This window comes from Polynucleobacter sp. Latsch14-2 (assembly GCF_018881925.1).
Lineage (GTDB): Bacteria > Pseudomonadota > Gammaproteobacteria > Burkholderiales > Burkholderiaceae > Polynucleobacter.
Genome location: NZ_JACVPL010000001.1, coordinates 1 through 16,459 on the forward strand (window position 1 = coordinate 1; position 16,459 = coordinate 16,459).

23 protein-coding genes and 1 tRNA gene are annotated in these 16,459 nt (G+C 40.5%); 9 read left to right on the top strand and 15 right to left on the bottom strand.

The window, feature by feature from the left end; all coding sequences use genetic code 11:
- Nucleotides 1-112 (bottom strand): helix-turn-helix domain-containing protein (locus tag ICN46_RS00005; protein WP_216203951.1); only part of this gene is annotated, 112 nt, incomplete at its 3' end.
- Nucleotides 113-172: 60 nt separating this feature from the next.
- Nucleotides 173-631: a hypothetical protein gene (locus ICN46_RS00010; protein ID WP_216203258.1), complete on the bottom strand. Its 459-nt coding sequence runs from the start codon at nucleotides 629-631 to the stop codon at nucleotides 173-175.
- A gap of 137 nt (nucleotides 632-768) precedes the next feature.
- Between ICN46_RS00010 and ICN46_RS00015 the strand changes: the two genes are divergently transcribed.
- The 4 genes from ICN46_RS00015 (at nucleotide 769) to ICN46_RS00030 (ending at nucleotide 3,740) form a co-directional block, all read left to right on the top strand.
- Nucleotides 769-1,500, top strand: coding sequence for a hypothetical protein (locus tag ICN46_RS00015; protein ID WP_216203259.1), 732 nt, complete (start codon nucleotides 769-771; stop codon nucleotides 1,498-1,500).
- Between the two features lie 208 nt (nucleotides 1,501-1,708).
- Nucleotides 1,709-1,784: transfer RNA gene (locus tag ICN46_RS00020), tRNA-Phe, on the top strand.
- Nucleotides 1,785-2,039: 255 nt separating this feature from the next.
- On the top strand, nucleotides 2,040-2,696 hold the full coding sequence (locus tag ICN46_RS00025; protein WP_216203260.1) for an LpxL/LpxP family acyltransferase: 657 nt from the start codon (nucleotides 2,040-2,042) through the stop codon (nucleotides 2,694-2,696).
- A gap of 216 nt (nucleotides 2,697-2,912) precedes the next feature.
- On the top strand, nucleotides 2,913-3,740 hold the full coding sequence (locus ICN46_RS00030; RefSeq protein ID WP_112208661.1) for a cation efflux transmembrane domain-containing protein: 828 nt from the start codon (nucleotides 2,913-2,915) through the stop codon (nucleotides 3,738-3,740).
- Between the two features lie 308 nt (nucleotides 3,741-4,048).
- Here the strand turns inward: ICN46_RS00030 and ICN46_RS00035 are convergent, their stop codons facing one another.
- Both ICN46_RS00035 and ICN46_RS00040 read right to left on the bottom strand, forming a co-directional pair.
- Nucleotides 4,049-4,444, bottom strand: a complete 396-nt coding sequence (locus tag ICN46_RS00035; protein ID WP_216203261.1) for a hypothetical protein — start codon at nucleotides 4,442-4,444, stop codon at nucleotides 4,049-4,051.
- Between the two features lie 6 nt (nucleotides 4,445-4,450).
- Complete coding sequence (locus ICN46_RS00040; protein WP_216203271.1) at nucleotides 4,451-5,422, bottom strand: helix-turn-helix transcriptional regulator; 972 nt, start codon at nucleotides 5,420-5,422, stop codon at nucleotides 4,451-4,453.
- A gap of 292 nt (nucleotides 5,423-5,714) precedes the next feature.
- Here ICN46_RS00040 and ICN46_RS00045 point away from each other — a divergent pair, with 292 nt between their 5' ends.
- A complete protein-coding gene (locus ICN46_RS00045; RefSeq protein WP_216203273.1) occupies nucleotides 5,715-6,041 on the top strand; it encodes a hypothetical protein in 327 nt (108 codons plus the stop codon).
- A 1-nt stretch (nucleotide 6,042) separates the two neighbouring features.
- Here the strand turns inward: ICN46_RS00045 and ICN46_RS00050 are convergent, their stop codons facing one another.
- From ICN46_RS00050 to ICN46_RS00075, 6 genes are all read right to left on the bottom strand, one after another.
- Nucleotides 6,043-6,468, bottom strand: a complete 426-nt coding sequence (locus ICN46_RS00050; protein WP_216203275.1) for an HAD domain-containing protein — start codon at nucleotides 6,466-6,468, stop codon at nucleotides 6,043-6,045.
- 5 nt (nucleotides 6,469-6,473) lie between these two features.
- Complete coding sequence (locus ICN46_RS00055; protein ID WP_216203277.1) at nucleotides 6,474-7,004, bottom strand: surface-adhesin E family protein; 531 nt, start codon at nucleotides 7,002-7,004, stop codon at nucleotides 6,474-6,476.
- Between the two features lie 2 nt (nucleotides 7,005-7,006).
- Nucleotides 7,007-7,252 (bottom strand): hypothetical protein, encoded by a 246-nt coding sequence (locus ICN46_RS00060; RefSeq protein ID WP_216203278.1) that lies wholly within the window; start codon nucleotides 7,250-7,252, stop codon nucleotides 7,007-7,009.
- Nucleotides 7,253-7,264: 12 nt separating this feature from the next.
- A complete protein-coding gene (locus ICN46_RS00065) occupies nucleotides 7,265-7,837 on the bottom strand; it encodes a hypothetical protein (protein ID WP_216203281.1) in 573 nt (190 codons plus the stop codon).
- 3 nt (nucleotides 7,838-7,840) lie between these two features.
- Nucleotides 7,841-8,185: a hypothetical protein gene (locus tag ICN46_RS00070; protein WP_216203282.1), complete on the bottom strand. Its 345-nt coding sequence runs from the start codon at nucleotides 8,183-8,185 to the stop codon at nucleotides 7,841-7,843.
- A 238-nt stretch (nucleotides 8,186-8,423) separates the two neighbouring features.
- Complete coding sequence (locus ICN46_RS00075) at nucleotides 8,424-8,738, bottom strand: hypothetical protein (protein WP_216203284.1); 315 nt, start codon at nucleotides 8,736-8,738, stop codon at nucleotides 8,424-8,426.
- A gap of 170 nt (nucleotides 8,739-8,908) precedes the next feature.
- Here ICN46_RS00075 and ICN46_RS00080 point away from each other — a divergent pair, with 170 nt between their 5' ends.
- Nucleotides 8,909-10,582, top strand: coding sequence for a hypothetical protein (locus ICN46_RS00080; RefSeq protein ID WP_216203286.1), 1,674 nt, complete (start codon nucleotides 8,909-8,911; stop codon nucleotides 10,580-10,582).
- Nucleotides 10,575-11,645, top strand: coding sequence for a 4Fe-4S binding protein (locus ICN46_RS00085; RefSeq protein WP_216203288.1), 1,071 nt, complete (start codon nucleotides 10,575-10,577; stop codon nucleotides 11,643-11,645). Before ICN46_RS00080 ends, ICN46_RS00085 begins: the two co-directional genes overlap by 8 nt.
- On the opposite strand, the gene ICN46_RS00090 is transcribed toward ICN46_RS00085, so the two are convergent.
- Genes ICN46_RS00090 through ICN46_RS00100 form a run of 3 tightly spaced genes read right to left on the bottom strand, consistent with a single transcriptional unit; the run spans nucleotide 11,584 to nucleotide 13,675 of the window.
- Nucleotides 11,584-12,435, bottom strand: coding sequence for a DNA-methyltransferase (locus ICN46_RS00090; RefSeq protein WP_216203290.1), 852 nt, complete (start codon nucleotides 12,433-12,435; stop codon nucleotides 11,584-11,586). The two genes, ICN46_RS00085 and ICN46_RS00090, sit on opposite strands and share 62 nt — an antisense overlap.
- Before the next feature lie 6 nt (nucleotides 12,436-12,441).
- Nucleotides 12,442-13,392, bottom strand: a complete 951-nt coding sequence (locus ICN46_RS00095; RefSeq protein ID WP_216203292.1) for a DNA methyltransferase — start codon at nucleotides 13,390-13,392, stop codon at nucleotides 12,442-12,444.
- On the bottom strand, nucleotides 13,385-13,675 hold the full coding sequence (locus ICN46_RS00100; RefSeq protein WP_216203294.1) for a helix-turn-helix domain-containing protein: 291 nt from the start codon (nucleotides 13,673-13,675) through the stop codon (nucleotides 13,385-13,387). Before ICN46_RS00100 ends, ICN46_RS00095 begins: the two co-directional genes overlap by 8 nt.
- A 250-nt stretch (nucleotides 13,676-13,925) precedes the next feature.
- Here ICN46_RS00100 and ICN46_RS11920 point away from each other — a divergent pair, with 250 nt between their 5' ends.
- The gene (locus tag ICN46_RS11920; protein ID WP_216860260.1) at nucleotides 13,926-14,207 is read left to right on the top strand and encodes a hypothetical protein; all 282 of its coding nucleotides are present in this window, start codon (nucleotides 13,926-13,928) and stop codon (nucleotides 14,205-14,207) included.
- Nucleotides 14,180-15,106 carry a tyrosine-type recombinase/integrase gene (locus ICN46_RS00105; protein WP_216860261.1) on the top strand — a complete coding sequence of 309 codons (927 nt, stop codon included), beginning with the start codon at nucleotides 14,180-14,182 and terminating at the stop codon, nucleotides 15,104-15,106. Before ICN46_RS11920 ends, ICN46_RS00105 begins: the two co-directional genes overlap by 28 nt.
- A 69-nt stretch (nucleotides 15,107-15,175) precedes the next feature.
- Here ICN46_RS00105 and ICN46_RS00110 read toward each other — a convergent pair whose 3' ends face one another.
- Both ICN46_RS00110 and ICN46_RS00115 read right to left on the bottom strand, forming a co-directional pair.
- Complete coding sequence (locus ICN46_RS00110; protein WP_215281174.1) at nucleotides 15,176-15,361, bottom strand: hypothetical protein; 186 nt, start codon at nucleotides 15,359-15,361, stop codon at nucleotides 15,176-15,178.
- Between the two features lie 71 nt (nucleotides 15,362-15,432).
- Nucleotides 15,433-16,428, bottom strand: coding sequence for a hypothetical protein (locus ICN46_RS00115; protein WP_216203297.1), 996 nt, complete (start codon nucleotides 16,426-16,428; stop codon nucleotides 15,433-15,435).
- Between the last annotated feature and the right edge of the window lie 31 nt (nucleotides 16,429-16,459).

The following is a 16,459-nucleotide window of genomic DNA, read 5'->3' on the forward strand; positions in this document are numbered from 1 at the left end:
TGGTCGACTTATGCCGATCCATCAGTTGGGCTATTTGAGTTTGGGTTTTTCCGTCTTTCATGAGGATATAAATCTGATATCGTTCAGTTTGGCTAAGGTGTTGATAGGTCATGGCTACTTTGACTTGGAGGTCTAGAAGCTTTGGATACTAAAACATCCTTAGCCTCCTTACCTAGTTGTTCAAAGTTGCACTTCGTGGTTGAATCCACCTCTTATTAACGTTAGCAGTACGCAAAACAATGCTGTACGCACTTACACGTCGTCTGTCTGCGCCAAACACGCATTTAACAATTTTGTGTAGTGTGTGTGACTTTTTATTAACAGCTACGTTATGAAGCGTCATATAGTCGTCTAACTGTGTACGTAGCGTTTTAGCATTTTCTGTAGCTTCACACATTTCTTCATACTTTGCGTAGCATTTAGCCAAAATTGCGTATAACAAGTCATTGCTATTCTTAAACGCATTGTCTGCCCATACCTCTTGCTCGTTTTTAAGCAATTCAATAAAAGACAGCGAATTAGTTGTTAACATTGCTTTAGCGTTGTCGTTTGTAAACGACTCTGCGTTAGCAGTTACAACAGCGTTGTTAGCAATAGTGTTTACAGCAGTAGTTACAGTAGTTTGTGTCATTTTTAATACCTTTCAATTTAAGTTAGATTTATGATTAGTGTTAACAAATAAACCTCACTAACCATAAGTAATACTTTACTCTTCTGCGTCACTTTTCTCACTTCAAAAGCAATTGATAACTATTTGGATGTTAATAAATGAAGGTACATTTTTCAGCGCAGCACCCTACTTTTGGCACTAAGCACAAGCCAAAGTCACCCACATACCAACAGCGCAGTCCGTACTATTGGTGGTGGGCTTTTTTACGCCTAAATGAGGACTACATTAAGTGTTGTGAATTAGGCGGTAAGGGCAAGTTGGCAGAGTTATATAAAGACTTTGGCGACGTTAGGGGTGACAGTTTTAAGCAGTGGTGGAATGACAAAGCCGTTGCGTTGTTTGCGGAAAAGCCACTGCCACAAAGCCTCACTAAGTTAACTAACAAAATAGAGTGGGACGATACGTGGGGTGATAGCGTAATGGTTGTAGCTGTGCCAATGAGTATGAGTAAACGCTATATCTACAGTAAGTTTATGGACTTAGTTAAAAAACACCACACAGCAGAAAGAGGACGTACAGCAGAGCAGTGGGCTAAAAGTACAGCCAAGTACCCCATTAACCGCAACCACACGATAGATAACTTACGCACAACGTTTACTGTGTATGAAGCGTATGTTGCTAATAGCCAGTTACCAAAAGCGGAGAAATTAACTGTGTGGCAGTTGGGCGATAAGTTGCGGATAGTTAAATCAGCAGAAAAGTCCAAATATGGGGAAGAAGGACGTACAGAAATTGAGAGGCGCAATATATTGGCTGCGTCCGTTAGCCGTTACGTTAAGCAAGCCAAACAAATCATTGCTGCTACAGCAGAGGGCAAATTCCCCGCATAAAGAGTCGTTTTGAAACGTCACTTACGTAAACCAAACGTTTTGCGGCGTTTTTAACAACGTGCGGTGTGCTACGTGTACGCAAGCTACTTTTAGGCAGATTTTGGTATGGTAGTTGGGTAGTTTTAAGCACAATGACAGACAGAATTAGTCTACAGCCCGCAAATTAGGCTCTGGTTTAACAGTTTGCGTATAATAGACAGTCTTAAATGGCCTGGTAGCTCAGTCGGTAGAGCAGAGGATTGAAAATCCTTGTGTCGGTGGTTCGATTCCGCCCCGGGCCACCAAGAAACAAATAATGCCTTGCTTTGTGCGGGGCATTTTTTTGGTCGGGCGTAAAATGGCCAATGTTGTATTTTATATTGAGGTTCTTTAGCTCACTGCCATTGGCGGCCATTCAGATGGCTGGGGCTTGTATAGGACTATTGATTTATTTGTGCTCCCCTCGGTACCGGACGCGCTTATATAAAAATCATCAGAGCGCAGCCCATTATTCGGGATTCAAATCAACCCCGTGGAGGGCGGCTGCCGAATCTGGAATGATGTTTGCTGACACATTATGGATTTGGAGGCATCCAAAATCCTCCATTGATAAAGTAACTATTGAAAACTTGGATCAAGTTGTTGAGCTATCCAAAAATGGAAAAGGTCTAATTGTGCTTGCTTCACATTTAGGAGGCTTTGAAATAGTGCCTCGTATTTTTGCTGAACATACAAGAGCAACAGTAATGTATAGGCCAGCCCGAAAGGGGTGGGTGAATAAGTTAATGCTTAAATCTCGCCAGCATTCTCAAATGGTATTTGTTGAGGCAAACATTGGTGGAGTACGTCAAATTAAGCGTGCCTTAGTAAGGGGTGAGGTAGTTGGACTATTAGCAGACCAGGTTCCTAGTGTTGGCGATGGGGTGTGGGCTAAATTTTTTAATCAATACGCCTATACAACTTCATTTCCAATTAAATTGGCTCGCCAAGTAAATGTAGCAATCCTTTTTGTTAGCGCAGAAAGACTGGGATTGGGAAAGGGCTGGCTCATTAAGAGCCAATTGATGAATGAGGCATTTCCCGATTGTCTAGTCGATGCCTGTACACAAATGAACCGTTATTTTGAAGAGATGATACTTTCTAAGCCATATCAATATATGTGGTCTTACAACCGCTACAAAAGACCAGCTGGAGCAGAATTGGCTCCCACAGAGTAAGGCATCCTAGGCCCCGGTCGATTCCGCCCCGGGCCACCAAGAAACACCAAAACCACCTTCGGGTGGTTTTTTTCGGGCTTGGCTGGTGTAGATGCCATTGGCCTTAGAGATTTCCATCTAGAATCGTCCTTTAAAAGGACAAACCAAGTAGACATCCCTTTGTCAGTCGATATCATATAAAACGACAAGGCTGCTTTCAGTTACATTAGTAAATACATGGGAACCAATCAAAAATCTTCTATAACTAAAACCACATTCATCGTGCCGGCCATGGACTGCCCATCGGAAGAGCAGATGATTCGCATGTCATTGGGTTCATTGTCAATACGCACAATGGAATTTGATATTTCTAATCGTAAATTAGTCATTTGCCATAGCGAAGAGCCTAATGCGGTTCTTGATAAATTAGTTCCTTTGGGTTTTGGAGCAAAGATTGAAAGCAACCAAGTATTAGAAGACTTTGAAATTAAGCCAATTCAATTAGATCCTGACAAAGATGCTCAAGAGCGAAAAGTCTTAATTTGGCTCTTGGCATTAAACGGATTGATGTTCTTTGTTGAGATCGTTGTTGGCTGGATTGCTCAATCAGCAGGGCTTATTGCTGATGCTTTGGATATGTTTGCCGATGCAGCAGTCTATATTGTGGCCTTATATGCTGTTGGTAAAGCCGCACAGCATAAGCTCAAAGCCGCTAAGTTGGCTGGCGTTGTTGAATTATTTTTAGCCGCTCTTGCTCTTTGGCGAACGGGCTATCAAATCTATATTGGTGCGATGCCTGAAGCCAATGCCATGATTTGGGTTTCATTGCTTGCTTTGGTGGTTAATGTCACTTGTCTATATCTAATATATAAACGCAAGAATGATGGCGCTCATATGCGAGCTGGTTTTATTTTTTCAGCCAATGATGTCTTGGCTAATCTAGGCGTCATTGTTGCTGGAGTATTGGTTGCTTGGCTTAATAACCCCACCCCCGATTGGATTATTGGTTTAGCAATTGGTTTCTTGGTATTAAGTGGTGCTATTCGGATATTGCGACTGAAGTAGAGTTGGGCATCCTCGGCCCTGGTTCGATTCCGCCCCGGGCCACCAAGATTCAAAAGGTACGTACCGGACACATGCTTTACGTCCGGTACCGACCACATGGTTTACACCTCCAGTAAGCCATCTTCGTACTTTCATTCCACGGCATAGTAAGGTCCCTCCTATGCCAAAAACTGTAAAGTATGTGTCCGGTATAAAGTGTTAACTATGTGTCGAGTCGTACACTCCGAACACGAGATGTGGCTCATCGATATATTCATCGACATGTTTGTCGATTATTTTTTTTGTTTTTTCAGTAATCATTTAATTTTCTATTCACCGCTTAATGGAGCAAAGCCAACTAAAAGACTCATGCCCGATGGTGCGCCAACTACGGACTCAACAACAAGGCTATCAGGAAAGTCTAGCTCCGTAATCATGTCATCAATGTCTAGTGATTCTTCTTCTCTAGGTTTGTAATAGCAGATCATGACCAATGATCCATCAATCTCTATCCCATAACCCTTTTGCTTTAATTGTTCCTGAACCCTATCTGATAAAAACTCATATCCTTCGGAGTGGGCAATAAATAAGGTGTGCTGACAGGGATTAATTGTGGATTCTTCTAATGCTTCTTCAGAAGGGATGACAAGTTGACCGCAAAATCCACAGCAGATTGGGAGATGGTAAAAAGCTGAGCGAGTATGAAATTGCATTTTATTTTTCATGGAAGCCTATTGGTAGTTTGATAAGGATTTTTTTAATTCATCTTTGACTCTTTTTCGAAGGCTCGCTGGAGCCATTATTTCGACTTCAGATCCATGCTTGAGAATCTCCATCACTAATTCAGGATCTTGGTTGTAGTCAAACTCTAAGATGTAATAGCCATCTTTGTCAAAACTACTAATTTGTTGTCCATGCCAAGTCTCCCCTGCTACCCAGCGTGCTCGCTCAGGTGTAAAGCGTAATTTAGCTCTTTGTGTGGCTTTGCCTGAAAATATTCCGTAACTCTCAGCAAAATTCTCATGGAGATCTTTTTCGGATGTTTCTTCAGCCTTCTTGTTAAGTAGTTCGGCTTTTCGAATCCCATCAATTGCAAAGCTTCTTAATCCCTTCCGCATATGGCAATAAGCATCTAAGTACCAGTTATCACGATAAAAAATTAAACGCTGTGGAGAAACTTCTCGACTAGTTGTTTCATTTGCGCCTTTTGAATAGTACTCAATTTGTAATCGTTGGCGCTTAAGTAGGGCGTTACCAACTTCTTCAAAGTTTTCTAAAGAATTCTTACGGGCTGACATTCCAAAGACTTTGATTCGCTTACGTAGTTCTTTTGCCGATACTTCGGACTGCCCCAAGATGCCATCAATAATTTCGACTAAGGGGTCTATGTGAGAGCTAATTAAGCCTCCTTGATCCAAGTTATCCAGGAGATGTTGCATGAGAACTAGGGCAGTGGCTTCTTTTTCGGAAAACCAAAGCCCAGGGAGCTCGATCTTCTCTCCAGCATTGGGCTTATCAAAGCGATAGCCACCTTCAGCACGGTCAAATACGATAGAGGCATTCATGCGATCTCGGAGGTACTCTAAATCACGCTTAAAGGTCGCTTTAGAGATTTCAAGCTCATACAGAAACTCTTGGATTGGGACGCATTTACGTGCCTGAATCATGTATTTGATGCGATGGAGCCGCTCTAGGTCGCTCATTGCTTATTCCTCGAAATAATCACTATTTCTATAACTATAGGCCATTACTAGCTCATTTTGTGAGCTAGTAACTAATTAATCTGACTACAACTTGAAAGGGGTGTGAAATGATCAAATTAATAGGGCTTTTCTTTATGTTCTTGAGTTGGATGGCTCAGTCTGCTGGCGGCTTTGACATTAAGTTATGTCTTGGGTTCTTATTTGGTTTATTTTTGGTATGCAGCCAAGGGTTGTTTGGTCATCTAATGTTTTTGGAAAGAGAAAAAGCTAGAGCTCACTATAGGAGGAGAAGATGACAAAACTCAACTGTGCGGTTGGAGATATCGCAATAACAGTCAATTGCCACAATCCTGAAAACCATGGAAATATTGTGTCAGTTAAATCCGCATATGGAATGCAGGGTTGGGGTAAGGGCGAACCAGAATTTACTTGGGAATGTGAAATTCTTTCAAGCGGGTGGCTTGTCTATGACATCGATGGATACATCACTACATCAAAGGAGGGGCTTATTCCCGATCATTGTTTAAGACCCATCACCCCGCCAAAAAATTATTTAATGGATCAGTTAGCCAAAAGTGAACAAATGAATATTGATTTATATGAAACCGAAACCATTTAAGTTAAGAATGAGGTGCTATAAGCCAATTGGTAATAGCGTTAATTTCGCGAATATTGATGCCGGTATTAGAGTTACAGCGAATTAATTGAGGGCATGTTGAAGGAAACTCCCAATAAGAGTCATCCAGCGCCCTCCAATCAGCAATATCTTTTTGGGTGGCTAAGTAATTAACAATTTCGTTGTAGCGTGGGTGCTTGCCCATTACAGCAGGCCCAGTCACATCAACAATCTTTTTGGAAATCTCGCTAGGCAACTTTTCCTTTAGTTCTTTCATGGAGTGCGTAAAGCGCCAGGAGGATGAAATAACGATAGGTATATCTATATCGTATAGAGCCATCGATAAAAGGGACGCTTTAGAAAACAAAGGATCTGTACCAAGACTTGATGGGTGCAAGACACCATCAAAATCAAGAAATAGTATTTTCATATGCCTTAGATGTTATTCATAAAGCTACTTCTAACGTATTGAGAATCAGTAGATAAATTAGATAATTCACAGACTTTATGAATTTTGCTAAAACCAATTGATCGAGCATTAACGCGGATAGGTGTAGAGGTGGGTTCAATTGGTTCGTCAATTAGAGATCCTTTAGCAAAGTGCTCGCTCAATAGATACATCTTAGTGACAGTAACAGTTTGATTAAAGCAGTCTATAGTTTCATAAGATACTTGGGATTTATAGCTGATACTTTTATCGCTGTCGTCATCAAACTGGGGCTTAAAGTAATTTCTCATTGTTACTATGTCTATTGTCGAGTCTAAATTTTTTTCTATTTTTTTAGGTTCAATATATTCAGAAAAGTTATCTGAATAGGCTACTTTTTGCCACGCGCCAGAAAACAAGTTGGGCTTTTTAACGTAGACCAAATCTGGATCTGACGGATCGATAACTTGAAGTGCCAAATACCCTGCAAGGGGAGTTATTAAGATTGTGGCTAAGGTAATGTATAGCGTTTTCTTCACAATCAACCCCTATTGATGACTTCACCAAGCAATCGCCTTGAATGACCATACTCTTCTCGTATTAATGCAATGCAGCGATTATTTACTACGTTGTTAATTAGCTCCGCATCGCTTTCACATAAAAAAACTTCTTTTTGACAATCTAAGCAAAAGCGAACTCGACCGTCGGTACCTGTAGGCGTCATAGCGTCCCAGTTCGCTTTACAGCGAAAAGCGAAGGTACAGTTTCTGATGGTTATGTTGTTCATGATTTCTGGTCCTTATAAGATTTCTAACCAGCCATGCTTACAAGATTTACATTGGCGATTAGGTAAGGTTTTAGGGGGCTTGGGGGCGTCGAGCTCTAGTTGCAAGTGTGGCTTATGGCTTAAGACAATAATTTGTCTTTTTCCGCACTTGGGGCAGAAGAGCTCTTCATCTCTCGACTTAGCTTTTTCGCTAAGAAAAAGAGCTTCTGTACTCATGCTCCCAATCCAGTCTGGGACTGGTGCCCACTGACAGGTAATGGAGAATGAGTCAATCTTTAACTTATTCCCTAAAAAAGAAATAGTGACTGTCTTGCCTGTTGGCTTGACTTTTAAAAAGGTAAGGATCATCCCAAAGTCTGTGCTGACATAACCATGCCAATCCGCTTGTTCAACGACGCAGCGTGTCTGTACACCATGACTGCTAAAGACGGCTTCACCAAATAAAAAAGAAATATAAAAGTCATCTTCAATAATTCTTTTAGAAATGCCAACAAGAGTTGTTTTCCTACGCCGAGGTGCAACAGGCTTGAGCCTGGCTAAAGCTGCCAGAAACTCATTTGTGTCAATGACTAATTTTCCAGACATGGCCTAGTGAACAGCCGTCTCAGTAGGTTTTTCGCCATCAAACAATTTATGAACTAAGTATTCTTTTTTATCAGTGGCTTTAATGAGGTAGTCATCAAAAGCATCTGGTCGATTGTCTTTATTCTCATTGTGTAAAAAGCACAAGCTGTAGGCCAAATTATCCGCATCATCACCATGAACTAAATAGGTTTCTGATTCGATGTGATCTACCACTCTCATTCCCCGGATGAATTCGGGTATATCTTTATCAGCAAAATTAATATCTAATTTATCAACATCAAACCGCTTACTGCGGTAGATATTCCAGATATTAAATCGATAGCCTTCAATATAAGTGTAGTCACGCATACTCAATTCCTTTTTTATGAATTAATCTTGATGTAATTTTTTAGAAAGTCTTTTCGGGAATAAATGATGTAGGCCATTTCCCCTCGAATTTCATCAATACAAATCGCTTTAGAAAAAAACCGATCCATCGTTTTTAGTCTTGGTAAGCCAATTATTTTTGAAGCATCAATCATGCTTTGAAGTAAAAATGGGTCAGGTCTCAGTGACATGAGACAAATTACGAGAATGCTGGAAATAATCATCGCTTAGCCGGCGTATAACCTATACGGTTACCACTGTTATCAAAATAGTTCGTTACACCACTTGGCGCCTTAACTTCATATCCAAGACGATTCCCGGTGTTGTCATAAACCCCATTTTTTGCACTGGCGTTATATGCGCTGTTGTCCATGTTGTATGGGCTATTGCGCATGTTATATGGGGAATTCTCCATGTTATATGGACTGTTTTGCATGTTGTAAGGCGAGTTATCCAAGTTTGTTACTTGTGCAAAGCTCTTTTGTGCATATAGAGCGGCTTGGGCCAGCAAGAACAAGGTAATTAGAAATTTCATGACCACCCCCTTTAAGTTATTGGAATGGTCAGAATACAAATCCAAAGGCTCACCAGATGAGCCCAAAGACTAATAATGTCCTTTTAAAGGACAAAATTTGTTACCGACAGTTTGATTGCTCTCGCATATTCGGAGCAAAATGGTAGAAATTGAACTTAAAAGGTATCAAATTGCAAAGAATACCCAACCCCGTATCTGACTTAGACATAATTTTGCGTGTCTATAGAGAAATTTACGAAGTCCTTGGCCAGCATCGCAGTTTTGGCTTGGATGATATTTCTAAGGCTATGATTTCGAGGAATAACGTCACATCCCAAGGCGCTATTGGTAAGGAGGCTCTTTTAAGGTCTACTCGAGAAGATCGCAGTCGAGATCCAATCTATAACCAATCTAAGATGTATGCTGAAATTTTCAGAACTTTTGGCTGGATGCAGTCCACTTCAAGTAAGCTAACTTATGAGTTTTCATTGCTAGGCGAATATGTTGCTCTGGCAAAAAATCCCGCCGCTATATTAAAAGAGTGCTTACTTGGCATTGCCTACCCTAATGAGGTTTTAGGAGTGCAAAGCGAACAGACGGTCAGAGTTATTGCTGGAATAGTTCTAGCAATGGATGGGCTTGGAACAATTACAAGGGATGAGGTAATGGCCGGCCCTATGAGTATTGCGGATGATAGTGATCCCAAAGCGTTTAAACAAATGGTTTTAGAGATTGCCGATTGCAGGAAAACCGCTGGCGCCCTGAATACTAGGATTGATGAGATATCAAGGCGAAGAAAAATTTCTAGAAGTCCAACCATGGAAAACTATACTCGTATACCAATGGCCTCTTTACTTTGGTCAGGCTGGGGCGAAAAAATCGGCCGTAAGGCAATACACATTACAGATGCAGGACGTCTAACAGCAAAGCGTTTACGGTTATCCGCAGACTATCGATTGAACAGTTTTAATGCCCTATCGGATGAAATCAAACCAAGTTTTATTAGGTGGACATTTTATTCAATGCTTAGAAGGGCGGGCTTTAATCTTGATCCAGTGATGGAGCTGTTTGAGTTTTCTAAAAAGGAGTTAGAAAGCCACAACATTTCAACTAAACAAGATATATTTTTCTCTCCATTTCAGCAATTGTCCCAAGATACGCTGGCCAAATGGGTCCCAGAATTAATTCGAGATTTTAAAGATGGTAGTTTTGTAGATGACCTAGGACATGTGCCTGCTCTTGCTCCTGCGGCTGAAAGAGAAAGGCCTAAATTAATTTTTTCGATTACTGATCAAGATATTGAGGCGTCTGGAACATTTGCAAATTTAAAGAATCAAATACAAGAGATGCTGGCAATATCAGGAAATATTGACGATGCCGTAAGTATGCTTTTTAAAAAATTCAGCGGAGAAAATAAAGATATTTTCTACCCACTAGTTGCTAATTTATTTTCAGTTCTTGGGTTAGATTGTCGGGTATCTCGTGGAGGCCAAAATTATGAAAGGGCCGATGCAATAATTTTAGATAAAGAGAAAAGCATTCCCATAGAAATTAAGTCTCCCGGAGAAGAAACCGAAATTTCAGTCAAAGGAGTGCGTCAGGCATTAGAAAATAAAATTATCTTTCTATCACGTAAAAGCTATCCAACAGATCGAGAGACTACATCATTAGTGGTGGGTTTTAATCCGCCAAATGATAGATCTGAGGTTCACGAGCTTATAGATGATATTTGGAATGCATTTGATATTAGAGTAGGTGTTGTGGATTTTAGGTCGTTACTCATGATGGCGGTGAGCGCTATTTCTTCTGGAAAAAAGATTGATATTAAAAATCTTGGATTGCTGAAAGGGGTCATCAGTGTCTAAATTTTTGACTCAGCAAGAATCAACACGAACAGGGAGATATTTAGCCGAAGGGTTGAAGCCCATTAAAATTACATATGCACCTGGCGCCTTATCAAGCATATTATTTAAAGGTGGATTGGAGCGGGAGGCTACATGTCTAAGGTGTGCAGATACTCCATGTGCTTTATTTAGCGAGGAAGAAGTGGCCCCCAATGGTTTAGAAGGCTTCCCCGCCGATAAAAGTTTGAATGTTTGTGCAATAAATGCCATTAATATTGATTCTGTGAGTGGGGCGCCATCAATAAATTCGGAGCTATGTTTTTTGTGCGGCGTTTGTGCTTCAAGATGTCCGACCGGCGCTATTACCCTTTCTGCAGCTGGCGGAGCTGCTGTTAATGATAGCCTGGCCGAGGGTTATATCGAGAGCGTTATAAAAAATGAAAAAAGAGAAAACGATACGCGTGAGCTTTTTGTGGGCATACAAAAAGAGGGGTTGGCTTTAATTGAGTCCGACCAACTTGTGCAGCATATATTTAAAAGAATGCTCGACTCTTGGAGGGTTGCTGGCGATCGATTCCCCAATTTTCTTGCTAGAAACCTTTTAATTGGCGCAGGACTAAATGCCTCAGTATCTAGGAAAGGAAATAATCATATGCGTATGGATATCATTCTTTCCGGAAAAGATATTAAAGGGATCGCCGAAGTTGAGTTTGGCCAGGAGGCCGTGTTAGATGCGCCGCGAGATATTCTAGATGCCCTAGCAATACTAATAGCTCGTTATGATTGGTCTGCACAAGATATTAAGGCGCTAATTATTTCTGATGTTTTGCCGAATAAGCGATCTGAGTATTGGCACATTATTCAGGATATTAAGAATGTCTTGAACATAAAGGTTGGTACCGTAACTATTTTTACATTAATGCTCGCCAATTGGATGCATATTCCAGTCGAGCTTAATGATGCCGATGATTTTTATATCGATAGAGAAACTGGTTCATACAGAGCCGCAGTGCTTGAGAAGTTTATTGGCCGCCCTTTAAATCTAGAGAATTCTGCTCATCCTCAGATAGATTTTCTGAAATAGTGTTTTTTAAATCCTCACTTTCAGCATATTTAATGCTGCTAAGTCTAGATGTCGCTATCTCTATGTATGCTGGATTTAATTCGAATCCAATAAAGTGACGTCCATTAAATTTTGAGGCAACACACTCCGATCCGCTTCCTGCGAATGGAATCAGTATGATTTCATCCTTGTTAGAGAAATGCTTAACTATTCTGTTGGATATAGAAAGAGGTTTTTGAGTTGGATGATCTACCTTTTCATCTTTGAATCTTCTGCCTGCTAATACGGGGAAGCTCCATACATCCCCAGCCATTCTTCCTTCGGGGTTTGGCTGCCATACTTTGCCATTTTTAGTAATTTTGTGTTTTAGCCTCTCAGTACTTTTATAAGGCTCTCTAATTGGGTGGTATGTGAATTCCTTCCCCTTAGAAAACCACAATAAAGGCTCATAGTGGGCTGAGAGAGTTTTTGTATAGCCAGAAAAGCCATTTTCATAGTGCCAAATAATCTGCCTACGATAATCGAGGCCAATTTCATACATATGACATTGGAGCCAGCACAAATGATGGTGAATGCCATATACAAAAATACTTCCGCCCGGCTTCAAAACTCGCTTGCATTCATTGAGCCATTCTTTAGACCAGCTTAGCCATTCAAGCTTTTTTGATGCCTCTTTCCATTCTCCAAAATCTTTGTTTAGATTATAAGGAGGGTCAGCAATTACTAAATCTATGGAGTTATCTGGAATTTTCTTAATTCCAATAATGCAATCCCCATTAGTAATCTGATTTAAATATTTTTTTTGGATCATTTTTACTTAAGACTTTTTAACATTTTGTAATATCACCAAATATTGATGATGAATATTTGGGACATAAGCGTATGGATACCCATAAGGGAAAATGCGTTTATGGCGTTGATACAAAACTGTGATTCCGCGCAATTCAAGTTGGTATTTTGAAAGGGCATTTGCGATATCAGCATGAAACATAACGAAGCGTGATTTATCTCGGAAGTCGCTAACAATTACCACCATATGTTTTTTAGGCTTTAGAGCTTTGCTTGCTCCCCCTAAGATTTTTGCCAGCTCTTCCAAAAAGTCGTCATATTTTTCGATATTGCCGAGATCTCGTTTGTCATCACTATATTTGGTATCTAAATCTTGCTCTACCCTTTCTTGTTTTGCTTTATGGTCAACCTTATGGAGAATGTTCCAATATGGTGGGCTTGTGACAATTAAATCTAAAGAATTTTCATCAAGCTTTTTTATAAGTAATCTTGCGTCGCCAACTTTCACATCTTGTTTCTCAATCGCGCTTGGTTCTCCAGGGACCTCTAGCGCTAACCTCTTTTTTGTAAGGGCTACATATTTAGGATTTAGCTCAAAGCCAATTCCTTTTCTTCCCTCGATAGCACAAGCCTTAAGAGTTGACCCTACGCCGGCAAAAGGATCTAAAACAGTTTCACCTTTTTTTGTAAAGAAGCGCACAAGTCTACTGACATCCGTAAAAGAAAAAGGCGCAGGGTGTTGGCGTTCAATTTGGGCATCTGGATGATTCGCTCCAAGTCCTCGTTGGTTCCATACTGAAATTGTTTCAGGGAGCCATTCAGTAGAAGTTAGATCATTTAAGGCGTTACGGGGGTCTACTGTTTTAGGAAGCTTAATTTCAGCATCATCATTTGCTTCAGGCTTTGGCACTTTTCTTTTGGCCTTAGACTTAATAATTTCATCAGCAGGCTCATTAACAATTTTTTTTGTTTTAGTCATTTTTATCTTTTAAAGTTTTTGTGTTGCTATTTGCATTCTTTCGCCAATGTTGAATAACTTGATTTAGCTCTTGTTCATCCAGCATGCAAAGCAAATCAAGCACTGCTCTCATTCCTGTGGGGGAGTTTGTGCCTCGGAGGTACTCCAAATAAGTTCTGCTAGATATGCCAAGTCGTTCGGCCATTGCCGCCTGACTAATTCTTAAGCGTTCTTTAGCCTCTATGCGGTGATGTATTTCGCGTAGAAGGCCATTTAAAGGAATACAGTTATTTTTACTATTCATACATAATATTGCTAATAATGTACATATAATAGCATAACTTATTAAACCAAAGGGACCCTTAAAACTTTAATTTACGAAGTGGAAAATCTGGGGTTGCTGATCAAAAATTTAGAAACTAAACTAATTTAGATAAGATAAAACTCATAAAGTGAGCCAGTGAACAAAAGTTCAATTACTAAGCTATATGACCTAGAACTAATCCCCTCACCCCAGCCGGAATTCCAACCCACAGCCCTAAGCCAGCTCAAATATGCAGAGCCCACAGAGCTTTATCTGCGTGATGGCGAAGTGGTTATCCACCGCAGACCCGGAAGTCCACTTTGGCATTGCCGTTTTAGATTGCAAGATGGCTCATGGCATCGTCAGACTACCCGCCAAGCCAGTATTGAACACGCAGTACGAATGGCTTGCGATCTTTACGATGAAACCAGATTTCGCCAAAGACTGGGGCTTGCACAAAAGTCACCCACGTTTGCAGAAATTGCACACGCCACTCTCTACTCAATGCGGCAAGACTTGGATGTGGGAATAGGAAAAAGTGTCTACGGTAGCTACATCACCTGTATTGAGAAATACTTTCTACCTTACTTTGGTGACAAAAGACTAGAAGAGATAACCTACACAGATGTGCATGAGTTTGAGGTTTGGCGAAATAGACAAATGAACAAGGTGCCCAGAGCCAGCACCTTAATGAACTTTGCCAGTGCTTGGACTAAGTTACAGCTCGTAGCGATTAGCAAGGGCTGGATCAGCGAACGAGTAGCTATTCCCAAACTCACAGCTAGAGGGCAGAAAGGTAAAACCCGCCCAGCATTTACACGTGAAGAGGTTGATCGCTTGTTGGAGTTTATGGAGCCATGGATTAAGCAAGGCAGATTAGAGATTGAGCATGAGACTCGCCCTTTACTACGTGACTATATAGAGATGCTTTTATATACAGGCATGCGCCATGGCACTGAGGCACTGAATATCTGCTGGAACAATATTGAGTGGCATACACAAGGTGATAAGAAATATCTACGTATATGGGTAGATGGTAAGACTGGCGGGCGTTGGCTTATTGCTAAACATAAAGCAGTAGATGTGCTCAAACGGTTACACAGTAGGCAAAGGGCTGTGTGGGATATTCCATTTGATCGCCTATTTGAGACTCGTTGTCCAGAGAGAATCTTTGTATTTGCTAATGGTCATCAGCCTATGCGTATTGATGGAGCGTTCAAGCGATTGATGCGGGATAGTGGTTTGGGATTGAGCCACGATGGACAGATGCGTACCTTGTATTCACTTAGACATACCTACGCCACCTTAGAGCTACTTGAGAACAAGACTGATATACATACGCTATCTAAGCAGATGGGAAATAGTGCCGCCATGATTGATCGTCATTACAGCAAGTTGACGGCAACGATGGCGGCGGATAGGTTGGCTTGAGTACCAAGCGCCTTTTTAAAGGACGCTTGGTATTTTGACTAGTCATTTTTTACTTCCACTTAATATTTACTAGGCCGGTTCTAGCAAATCTTCTTTAACGCTGTTAATGCTGATCTTGTAATCAACTACATCACTATCATTTATAGCATCAAAGATTTCTGCATAAGCATCATCTTTAGCTTGTCTTGATGAGGGTGACATAACTAAAAGATCATAGGTGGCGTACAACTTAGCCTGAACGCGATAGTATTTCATTTCAATTCCTTTATATTTAGGTAATAACAAAACAAGTGTCCGGATTCCGGACGCTTAAATGAGCATGACAATTAAGTACTTTCAACAGTCTCTGTAGTTTTGTCCGTGATCATTTTTAATTGCCCCCAAATTTTTTGTAAAACATCAGGAACCAATTTGAGTTCTACCAACTTACTTCGATATGCAAACAATTTTTCTTTTAACACCTCATTAGTATCATGGATGTCTCGAGTTATATGTTTGATAAAGTTTCGCTCTTGCTTTTCGCCTAAGTTATGGGCACTACAGATTTTATAGACCTGCTCTTTCTTATCAAACAAAGTTAAGAAGACTGTGAATTTTGCTCGATTACAGTCAATCTCATCAGAATTTTGAATTACTTTGATTGGGGTTGAAAAGCTAGATTTGTTTGCCCAATGACGAATCTCAAACAGCTCTTGAAAATAAGAAGTTCGAAATTCGCGCTCTTTCTCCCCAAGTTTTTTTGCTACCAATTCACTTTCAGTGGAATAGATTGCACTGACGCCGCCACGAAGTTTGATATAGCTAGGGAGGTCTTTTGGCGTTAGATTCTCACGCATGGCCACTTCTAAAACACGACAGTATTCAGATGCGCGGCGGCGATCAGCACCAATAATGGTTTTTATAATAACCATCAAGTCCGATGTGTTGGATTGAATCTTTACCCCTTTATCCATTAGATTCGAAATCATGGCCGTCTTAATATGTTGCTTATATTCGGACAGCTGAACTCTAAGCACAAAAGCGTAAATATCAGCTAAAGATTGATACAAAGTATCATGAGCCGCAGAAATCAGATCATAAAATTTGTTATGTTCAGACGTCAGTTTTAAACACTCATTTAGTGCTAACTCAATAGCAGTATCTTTTGCTTCCACCATCTCTGGAGTGATCGACTCTGCTGCACTTTTAGACATTGAGTCAAACATTTGATTCAGATCATTCCAGGGATCTGGTGATGAAGAGCTAATTTTGACCTTCGGATGGTCAAGCAATGAATGGCTTACGGCCGAATCATTTTTTACATTTTCTAAAACAGTTTCCATTTCAATACTCCTTCTATATATCAGCACAGCG

Bases quoted from the DNA above. Each gene is read 5' to 3' on its own strand.
- ICN46_RS00010 (WP_216203258.1), bottom strand. From the start codon at position 631: ATGACACAAACTACTGTAACTACTGCTGTAAACACTATTGCTAACAAC.
- ICN46_RS00015 (WP_216203259.1), top strand. From the start codon at position 769: ATGAAGGTACATTTTTCAGCGCAGCACCCTACTTTTGGCACTAAGCAC.
- ICN46_RS00025 (WP_216203260.1), top strand. From the start codon at position 2,040: ATGTTTGCTGACACATTATGGATTTGGAGGCATCCAAAATCCTCCATT.
- ICN46_RS00030 (WP_112208661.1), top strand. From the start codon at position 2,913: ATGGGAACCAATCAAAAATCTTCTATAACTAAAACCACATTCATCGTG.
- ICN46_RS00035 (WP_216203261.1), bottom strand. From the start codon at position 4,444: ATGAAAAATAAAATGCAATTTCATACTCGCTCAGCTTTTTACCATCTC.
- ICN46_RS00040 (WP_216203271.1), bottom strand. From the start codon at position 5,422: ATGAGCGACCTAGAGCGGCTCCATCGCATCAAATACATGATTCAGGCA.
- ICN46_RS00045 (WP_216203273.1), top strand. From the start codon at position 5,715: ATGACAAAACTCAACTGTGCGGTTGGAGATATCGCAATAACAGTCAAT.
- ICN46_RS00050 (WP_216203275.1), bottom strand. From the start codon at position 6,468: ATGAAAATACTATTTCTTGATTTTGATGGTGTCTTGCACCCATCAAGT.
- ICN46_RS00060 (WP_216203278.1), bottom strand. From the start codon at position 7,252: ATGAACAACATAACCATCAGAAACTGTACCTTCGCTTTTCGCTGTAAA.
- ICN46_RS00065 (WP_216203281.1), bottom strand. From the start codon at position 7,837: ATGTCTGGAAAATTAGTCATTGACACAAATGAGTTTCTGGCAGCTTTA.
- ICN46_RS00070 (WP_216203282.1), bottom strand. From the start codon at position 8,185: ATGCGTGACTACACTTATATTGAAGGCTATCGATTTAATATCTGGAAT.
- ICN46_RS00075 (WP_216203284.1), bottom strand. From the start codon at position 8,738: ATGAAATTTCTAATTACCTTGTTCTTGCTGGCCCAAGCCGCTCTATAT.
- ICN46_RS00090 (WP_216203290.1), bottom strand. From the start codon at position 12,435: ATGATCCAAAAAAAATATTTAAATCAGATTACTAATGGGGATTGCATT.
- ICN46_RS00095 (WP_216203292.1), bottom strand. From the start codon at position 13,392: ATGACTAAAACAAAAAAAATTGTTAATGAGCCTGCTGATGAAATTATT.
- ICN46_RS00100 (WP_216203294.1), bottom strand. From the start codon at position 13,675: ATGAATAGTAAAAATAACTGTATTCCTTTAAATGGCCTTCTACGCGAA.
- ICN46_RS11920 (WP_216860260.1), top strand. From the start codon at position 13,926: ATGCAGAGCCCACAGAGCTTTATCTGCGTGATGGCGAAGTGGTTATCC.
- ICN46_RS00105 (WP_216860261.1), top strand. From the start codon at position 14,180: ATGCGGCAAGACTTGGATGTGGGAATAGGAAAAAGTGTCTACGGTAGC.
- ICN46_RS00110 (WP_215281174.1), bottom strand. From the start codon at position 15,361: ATGAAATACTATCGCGTTCAGGCTAAGTTGTACGCCACCTATGATCTT.
- ICN46_RS00115 (WP_216203297.1), bottom strand. From the start codon at position 16,428: ATGGAAACTGTTTTAGAAAATGTAAAAAATGATTCGGCCGTAAGCCAT.